This is a genomic window from Sphingomonas montana (genome assembly GCF_001956315.1).
GTDB classification, from domain to species: Bacteria; Pseudomonadota; Alphaproteobacteria; order Sphingomonadales; family Sphingomonadaceae; genus Sphingomonas_R; species Sphingomonas_R montana.
Genome location: NZ_KV887135.1, coordinates 20,745 through 28,000, shown reverse-complemented (window position 1 = coordinate 28,000; position 7,256 = coordinate 20,745). Strand labels below are relative to the sequence as shown.

General features: G+C 63.7%; 8 protein-coding genes. 7 read left to right on the top strand and 1 reads right to left on the bottom strand.

Translation table 11 applies throughout. The features are described 5' to 3' along the window. Positions 1-88 precede the first annotated feature (88 nt). The 7 genes from BKY59_RS00305 to BKY59_RS00265 all read left to right on the top strand — a co-directional run bounded on the left by BKY59_RS00305 (position 89) and on the right by BKY59_RS00265 (position 7,018). Complete coding sequence (locus BKY59_RS00305; protein ID WP_076068112.1) at positions 89-346, top strand: hypothetical protein; 258 nt, start codon at positions 89-91, stop codon at positions 344-346. Positions 347-590: 244 nt separating this feature from the next. Further along, positions 591-1,334, top strand: coding sequence for a ParA family protein (locus BKY59_RS00300; RefSeq protein WP_076068114.1), 744 nt, complete (start codon positions 591-593; stop codon positions 1,332-1,334). Next, positions 1,331-2,479: a ParB/RepB/Spo0J family partition protein gene (locus tag BKY59_RS00295; RefSeq protein ID WP_076068111.1), complete on the top strand. Its 1,149-nt coding sequence runs from the start codon at positions 1,331-1,333 to the stop codon at positions 2,477-2,479. Before BKY59_RS00300 ends, BKY59_RS00295 begins: the two co-directional genes overlap by 4 nt. Positions 2,480-2,854: 375 nt before the next feature. Continuing rightward, a complete protein-coding gene (locus BKY59_RS00285) occupies positions 2,855-3,751 on the top strand; it encodes a DUF3991 and TOPRIM domain-containing protein (protein WP_076068109.1) in 897 nt (298 codons plus the stop codon). Positions 3,752-4,195: 444 nt separating this feature from the next. Next, positions 4,196-4,816: a plasmid mobilization protein gene (locus BKY59_RS00280; protein WP_165374769.1), complete on the top strand. Its 621-nt coding sequence runs from the start codon at positions 4,196-4,198 to the stop codon at positions 4,814-4,816. A 503-nt stretch (positions 4,817-5,319) separates the two neighbouring features. Beyond that, positions 5,320-5,751: a LexA family protein gene (locus BKY59_RS00270; RefSeq protein WP_076068106.1), complete on the top strand. Its 432-nt coding sequence runs from the start codon at positions 5,320-5,322 to the stop codon at positions 5,749-5,751. A 4-nt stretch (positions 5,752-5,755) separates the two neighbouring features. Further along, positions 5,756-7,018, top strand: coding sequence for a Y-family DNA polymerase (locus BKY59_RS00265; protein ID WP_076068105.1), 1,263 nt, complete (start codon positions 5,756-5,758; stop codon positions 7,016-7,018). Here the strand turns inward: BKY59_RS00265 and BKY59_RS00260 are convergent. Beyond that, positions 7,015-7,200, bottom strand: coding sequence for a hypothetical protein (locus tag BKY59_RS00260; RefSeq protein WP_076068104.1), 186 nt, complete (start codon positions 7,198-7,200; stop codon positions 7,015-7,017). The two genes, BKY59_RS00265 and BKY59_RS00260, sit on opposite strands and share 4 nt — an antisense overlap. Positions 7,201-7,256: the final 56 nt, after the last annotated feature.

Here is a 7,256-nt window from a genome sequence, read left to right as displayed (position 1 = left end):
GTGTTTCTAAGTCGGTTCGATCGAGCCGCCCGGCACCCAGCGACGGCAATCGCGACGGTCCCGGTTCAGTCCATGCAGGGATGCAATCATGTTTGACGCGACGAAGCCCGAAACTCCCCTCCCCGTCATCTTCTTCTTCGACAAGGCGGAAATCCTGCGCGATTACGAAGCGTTCACCGTCGAGCCGATCACGGTTCGGATGCAGAGCGGCGCGGAATCCCCCGCATGGTCGATCGTCGCAAAGCACCGCTTCACCAGCCAGCGCGGCCCCGTCGCACAGTTCGACGTTCAGCTTTACGCCGAGGTGTTTTGCGAAATGGCGGCGATCGTCGCGGCCCACGTCTAACCGGGATCGGGGGGCAACGCCTCCCCGGCCTCGAATGAATTGCAGGGAACGGCTTGCACAGTGCAAGACAATCGCGACCAGCCGGGCAAACCGCCCGTAAATAACCGCCGCGAAAGTGTTGACAGGTGTTGACGATCCCAAGCTATTCCCCTAGTCTTCCTATGTCGGCACCAACGAGCCGGCCCGGTTCAGATGCGGCGGCAACCGCCAACGATCCGGCCCGTCCATGCAGGGACACCACACGATGAAAACCCTAGTTGTCATGAACGAAAAGGGCGGGGTTGGGAAAACCAACATCGTCGCCCATGCCGGTTGGTATTTTTCCGAACGGCTCCGCACGCTTGTTATTGACCTAGACGCGCAGCGCAATTTGACCACGACGCTTGGAGCGCACCTGTCGCCGGTCGAGAGCGTCAATCTCTTTGCCGAGGCTACACGGGTTCCCCCGGTTGGCTCACTGACTGTAGCGCAGTCGTCACGCGACCTTATGGGCGTGGAGGCGGCAGATCGGACGTGCATCGAGACGTTCCGCGATAGCATCGAGAGTATGGCGGACGATTACGACGTGTGCGTGATCGACACGCCGCCCGCGCTGAACAATCGGACCTTTGGCGCGCTGCTATCGGCCGACGCCGTTCTAGCCCCGATCGGGATCAACGATTATTCCATTCAGGGCGTGGCCGAGTTGCTACGGGCGATTAAGGGCGTGTCGGCACACTACCAGCGGGCCGAGCCGCTTTTTCTTGGCCTTCTCCCTTCGATCTACGACCGCAAGAGCCGCCGCGAGCGCGAGCTATTCGAGAGCCTTGCCGAGCAGGCCGGAAAGCTACTGTTCCCCGGCATGGTCGCGAAGCGCGACGCCTACGCGAAGGCCGCGAGCGAGAGCGAACCCGTGTGGAACATGAAGGGCAGCGCAGCCCGAGACGCAGGAAACGAAATCCGCGGTGTGTTCGATCACGTCGCGCAGCAGATGGAGTTGGGCGCATGAACAAGCCGGTACAGAAGCCGACGAAGGCTAGAGCGCAGATCAGTGCGGGGGCGTTCGGCGCGTTTCGCGCAGCCACAGGTGACGACACCAGCGGCGAGGCAATCCGCATCCTCCTATCCAACATTGACGAAGACCCGAACCAGCCCCGCAAGCACTTCGACGCCGACGAATTGCAGAGCCTTGCCGACACCATCAAGGAACATGGCGTTGTGCAGGCGATCGTGGTGCGTCCGCCGGTCGATGGCCGTTACACCCTCGTTGCTGGCGCCCGTCGCTGGCGTGCTTCCAAGCTGGCGGGCGCGGCCGACATTCCGGCCATCATCCGCAAGATCGAGAACGACGACTTCGCCGCCCAGGTCATCGAGAACCAACAGCGATCGAACCTCACCAATTCGGAATTGGCCGATGCGGTTGAGCGGTTCGCGGGCGAGGGGCGCACGACGAAACAGATCGGCGCGATTTGCAACTTGAAGGAGTATCAGGTTGCCGCGTTCCGTAAGGCTGGCGAGTTTCCATCCGAGTTGCGCGCACGCCTCGACACGTCGGACATGCGCGCCCTGTATGACCTGTATCGGCAATGGGTGAAGACGCCCGACGCGGTTATCGCCGCCCTCCCCGACGTGTCCGAGCCGTTGACGGTAACGGACGTGCGCCGGATCGTCGGGACCATCACGGGCAAGGTTGAGGGTTTCGCCGCCTATCAGGGCAAGGGTGCAGCCCCAGCGGCCGAGCCACAGACGCCAGCCCCGGCCCCGATCGCGAGCGAGACGGACACCAACGCCGCGCCGGTCACTCCCCCGGCCCCAGCTAAGCAGGACGAAGGGCAAACGTCGTTCCTTCCCCCTGCCCCGGAGAAGGCCAAGGACAGCGAACCGGCCTTGCACAGTGCAAGCCCTGCCCCTGCCCCTGCGTCGTCGCCAGCAGCAGCCCCAGCCGCGCCCCGGCCGGTTGCCGAGCCGCAGAAGCCAGCGACGCCCGAGCCGGTCGCGGTTGCTCCCGTGTTCATCGTTCGTGTTGCAGATGGCACCGAGGGTCGGTTGATCGTGGACCAGAAGGCCGAGACGCCCGGTTGGGCTTTGGTGGCGTTCGCGATCCAGACCGAGGAAGTGGACCCGGCCGAAATCACGTTCGTTCGGATCGAGTAGAGGACATGGGGCAGGCTATGACACGAAAAGGATCTAGCCCGCCCCCGGCCCGCCCCGCTTCGGCGCGGCGGGTTCTTTTGCTTGTGCTGGCGATCGTCGTCGGGGTGCCGGTCTGGCTTGTGATGGTCGCAGCTACCGCACTCTTTGCGATCGTCCGACCTATTGCCGCCCCAGCTTCGGGCCTTGTGCTGGCGGGTAGCGCGATCGGAATTGCGTTCTGTGTTGCAAAGGGTTGGTGGCCCGAGGCCGGGCAATGCGCGATCGTCGCGGTAGTGTCGGGCGCGGTGTTCTTTGCGACAACGGCCCTTGCCGATCGGCTTGGACTGGAATCGCAGCCCAGCTTCCCCGCGCCCCCGTGGTGGTGGTGGATTTGATATGCGCGACCCGGAACTGGACGAGTTACGCGCCAAGGTGGACTGCCGCACGGTCCTAGAGCGCGATGGCTGGAAACTGGACGCGCCCGAAAGCACGACGCACGCCGTCAAGTTTCGGAACGGCCCGGCCCAGATCATTATCGTTACCCATGAGGGGCGCGGATGGTTCGACCCGATCAACGACCAGCGCGGCGACGTGCTGGCACTCGCCCAGCGTTTGACGGGCGGTAATTTCGGCCATGCCCGCCGCGCGCTTCGCCCGCTTGCAGGCATAGCGCCGACACTCACCCCCACCTTTCGCGATCGGTCCCAGGTGGCACCGCTCGACGCCGGGAAGGCATGGAGCCGCGCAGCAGCCTTGCAGCCGGGTTCACAGGCATGGCGGTATCTATCCGGCGAACGTGGTTTGCCCGCAGCGACGATCACGCGGGCCAACGATGCCGGGCTATTGCGAGAAGGTATCTACGGCACCGCTTGGTTTCTGCACCGCCTTGCCGATGACGCCCCGGCCGGATGGGAAATGCGCGGTCCAAAATACAAAGGGTTCGCGAAGGGTGGCGACAAGGCCCTGTTCTGGATCGGCCAGATACGGGAAGCGCGACGGGTAGCGGTTACAGAAAGTGCGATCGACGCCTTGAGCCTCGCGACGATCGAGCAATGGCCCGAAGGCACCGCCTACGTTTCGACAGGTGGAGGATTTGGACCCCCGACCGCCGAGACGTTCGCCCGATTGCTTCCGTCGTCATGCCGGTTGGTAGCTGCAACGGATCGAGGCCAAGGCGGCGACATACTGGCAGACCGTTTGCGGGAACTGGCGGCGGGATCATGCGCCGGGTTCGGTCGGGTCAGATCGAGCGCCAAGGATTGGAACGACGAGCTACGGGGTCGGGCCGAGTAGCGGAGGCTTGCGAAGTGCAAGCCGAGTCATGTTGTGCAAGCGACGCCCTCCCCTGTTTTGCCCCTTCCTACGGCCCTCTATGGGTGAGAGCGGCGCGGGGCAAAACAGGGGATGACGGCGCGCACCACAGGAGGGATAGGTCGCGCCGTCAGGTTGAGAACGGGCAACGCGGGTAGGCGATCATTGCCCTGAAAATGAGAGCAGACCCCCCGGCGATCCTTGCACAGTGCAAGGCCGAGAGGGTGTCAGCGAAAAGCTCATTGCCTCCCTCTTGCCCAATCCGACCCTAGAACCAGAAGAAGAAGATAGTAGGTATTGGGACTAGGGCAGAAGAAGAAGATAGTAGGTATTGGGACTAGGGCAGGATATGTTGGGTGGTAGCAGTGTATTACAAAAGGGTAGGAAATGGCCGGGCGGAACGGGCAAGAGCTACTTTCAACGTGGGTGCCGGCCGACGTTGCACAGGCGTTCAAGAGGCAGGCGCGCGACACCGAGGGGGGCACGTCAGCGGCGTTGCGCCGGATCATAACCGAGGCGGTTGAAGGGAAGCCCCCGGCAGCGCCGCGCGGGGCAGGGGCCGGATTGCAGATCGGGGTCCGGTTAAAGCCCGCCGAGCGCGTCGCCTTGTCGCAAGCGGCGCGCGAGCGCGGTAGTACCCCGGCGAACTGGCTGCGCTCGCTCGCGATCGTTCACCTTGCCCGCAAGCCACAATGGAACGCGGCCGAGGTGGAGGCGCTACGCGACCTGTTCGGCGGGCTTCGGCAGATCGGGAACAACGTCAACCAAATCGCGAAGGCGATGAACGTCGCTGTGCAGAGCGGGGTGTTCCCGCCGCATCAGCACATTGCGACGGTAGAAGCGGCCGAGATAGTGCGCGGTGAAATGCGCCGCGTGGTCGCGATCATGACGGGCAATTTCGATTATTGGGGTCTTCCCCTGGACGAACGCCCAACGCCATCGCCGGGCGCGATCGAGGCCGAGGACGCGAGAGCGCGCGTCGCAGAGGTCAAACGCCGATCGCGCCCGAGAAAACGACCTGCCCGGTTCAAAGAGGAAGACGCCTAATGTTGCTCCTATGCCTAGCTATCGCCCTGCACGACGTTGACGGGCCTATTCGATGCCAAAGTGGCGAGACGATCCGGCTTGCGGGGATCGGGGCGACGGAGTTGGACGGTTCGACACGGCCGGGACAACCGAGTGTCCTCGGCGATCCATTCGCCCAGCGCCGGGCGATGGCGGTTGCGATCGGGGGCGGCGTCGGGGCCGATAACCGGCGGTTGGAGGGTAGCTTGCGCTTCGCGCGGCCCGTTCAGTTGTCGTGCGAAGTGACCGGCCGCAGCTACACGCGCCTTGTTGCATGGTGTCGCTTGCCGGATGGCCGGGACGCCAGTTGCGTCGCGATCGGTGCCGGTGTCGCGGCGCGATGGGCGCGCTTCGATCCGCAGCAGCGATTGGTGCGGTGCCGGCGATAGCCTTGCACAGTGCAAGACATTGCCCCTCGCCGCGTCGGGCAGTTCTCGTTATGTTCTCCCGCTTACACGAACGAGTTAGCGTGAGAAGGAAAACCAATGTTGCCGATGTTACGGCCCGTGCCGATCGCGGAGGTGCCCGAGGGGTTGCGCCTTCGCATCGTAGCATCGGCAGGGGCGGGCTTCCCGTCGCCCGCACAGGATTGGGAATCCGATGCCATCAGCCTTGTCGAATTGCTCCGGCTCGATCGCGCAGCGTCCTTTGTATTCCGCATATCCGGGTGGTCGATGTTCGACGCCGGTATCCATGACAAAGACGTGGTGGTGGTCGATCGGGACACGACGCCGAGCAACGGGCATATCGTCATAGCGATTGTCGATGGTGGCTTTGTGTGTCGCCAGCTTGTCGTGCGCGACGGCGCGGCGCTGTTGGAGCCGCGCAACAGTCAGCAGACCTACCCGCCGACCCCGGCCGACGACGTTGAGATATGGGGCGTCGTTCGCGCTTCCGTCCGCGACTTCCAGAGGTAGCGGCATGTCGTGGGCGATTGTCGATATTACGAATTTTTACGTTTCGTCCGAGCGGGTCTTTGACCCCTCGCTTCGCGGCGTGCCGGTGATCGTCCTTAGCAACAACGACGGCTGCGCTATCGCGCGGAGCGAGGAAGCCAAGGCGCTGCACGTCAAAATGGGCGAGCCTGTTTTCAAGATGCGCGATCGGATCGCGCGCCACGGCATCCAGCTTCGGAGCAGCAATTACGAACTGTATGCGGACATGAACAAGCGGTTCAACGCGGTCCTTGCCGAGCATAGCGATACGATCGAGATCTACTCGATAGACGAGAGCTTTTTTCGCCTGCCCGTTCTGGCGAACGGGTTAGGCGACGTGACGAGCGCGCACCGCGTTCGTGCCGCCATCCTGCGATCGGTAGGACTGCCGACCCGCGTGGGGCTTGGCCCTACGCGCACACTGTCAAAGGTCGCGAACGCCCTCGCCAAAGCGACAGAAAAGGTATGGGGCGGCGTCGTGGACCTGCACGACCAGGCGCTACGCACCCGCCTGTTTTCGCAATGGCCGGTCGGAGAGGTGTGGGGCATCGGGAAGGCCCTTGAGGCACGGTTGCTGCCGCTTGGTGTCCGCACCACGGCGGACCTTGCCGCCCTGCCCCCGGCCATCGCGCGCGACGTGGGAACGGTAGTGCTGGAAAGGCTGGTGCGAGAGTTGAACGGCATCGAGTGTTCGGACTTCACCGTCGAACCCGAGGCGATGCAGGGCACGGCCGTAACGCGCCAGTTTGGCGAGCCTGTCACAAGTCTGGACGAGCTGCGCGAGGCGATGGCGCGACGTGCTGCACGGGCGGCCGAAAAGATACGCGAAAAGGGATTGGTCGCGTCCCGGATCATCGCCTTCGCACATGGGAGCCGATACCGGCCCAACCCGCCGTCAGCTTCGCGATCGGCGCGGCTATCGCCGCCCAGCCACGACCCGCGCGTTATCGTCGGCATGGCGTCCCGCATGGTTGAATCCATGTTTCAGCCGGGCGGCGTCTATACGAAATGCGGCGTGCTGTTGGAGGACTTGCAGCCGGCCGGGGCAGGGCAGGCCGACTTGTTCGCCGCGCCCGATCCGAGAGCACCCGCGCTACTGGCGGCGATGGACGGCCTTAACGCGCGGTTCGGGCGCAACACGATCGCGGTAGCAGCACAGGGATATGGACCGCGCAGCTTCGACACGAAGCGCAGTCAGAAATCCCCATCGTGGACGACAGACATTCGACAGATACCGATTGCGACTTAGGCGTCGGTAGCGTGGTCACGGATCGCGGAAGCGATCTGTTCCAGCAGCGCGGCGGTTTCCTCACCCACCCCGGCCGCGAAGGCTTCCACAATCCGGGCGGATTCTTCCCATGCGTCAGGCGTTTCGGTTTCCATGCCGACAGGATGCACGATCGCGGTTATTTCGTCACCCTCCCGCGTCATAGTTCGTGCTTTCGAGTACCTATGCAGCGGCGAGAGGCTTGCACAGTGCAAGCCTG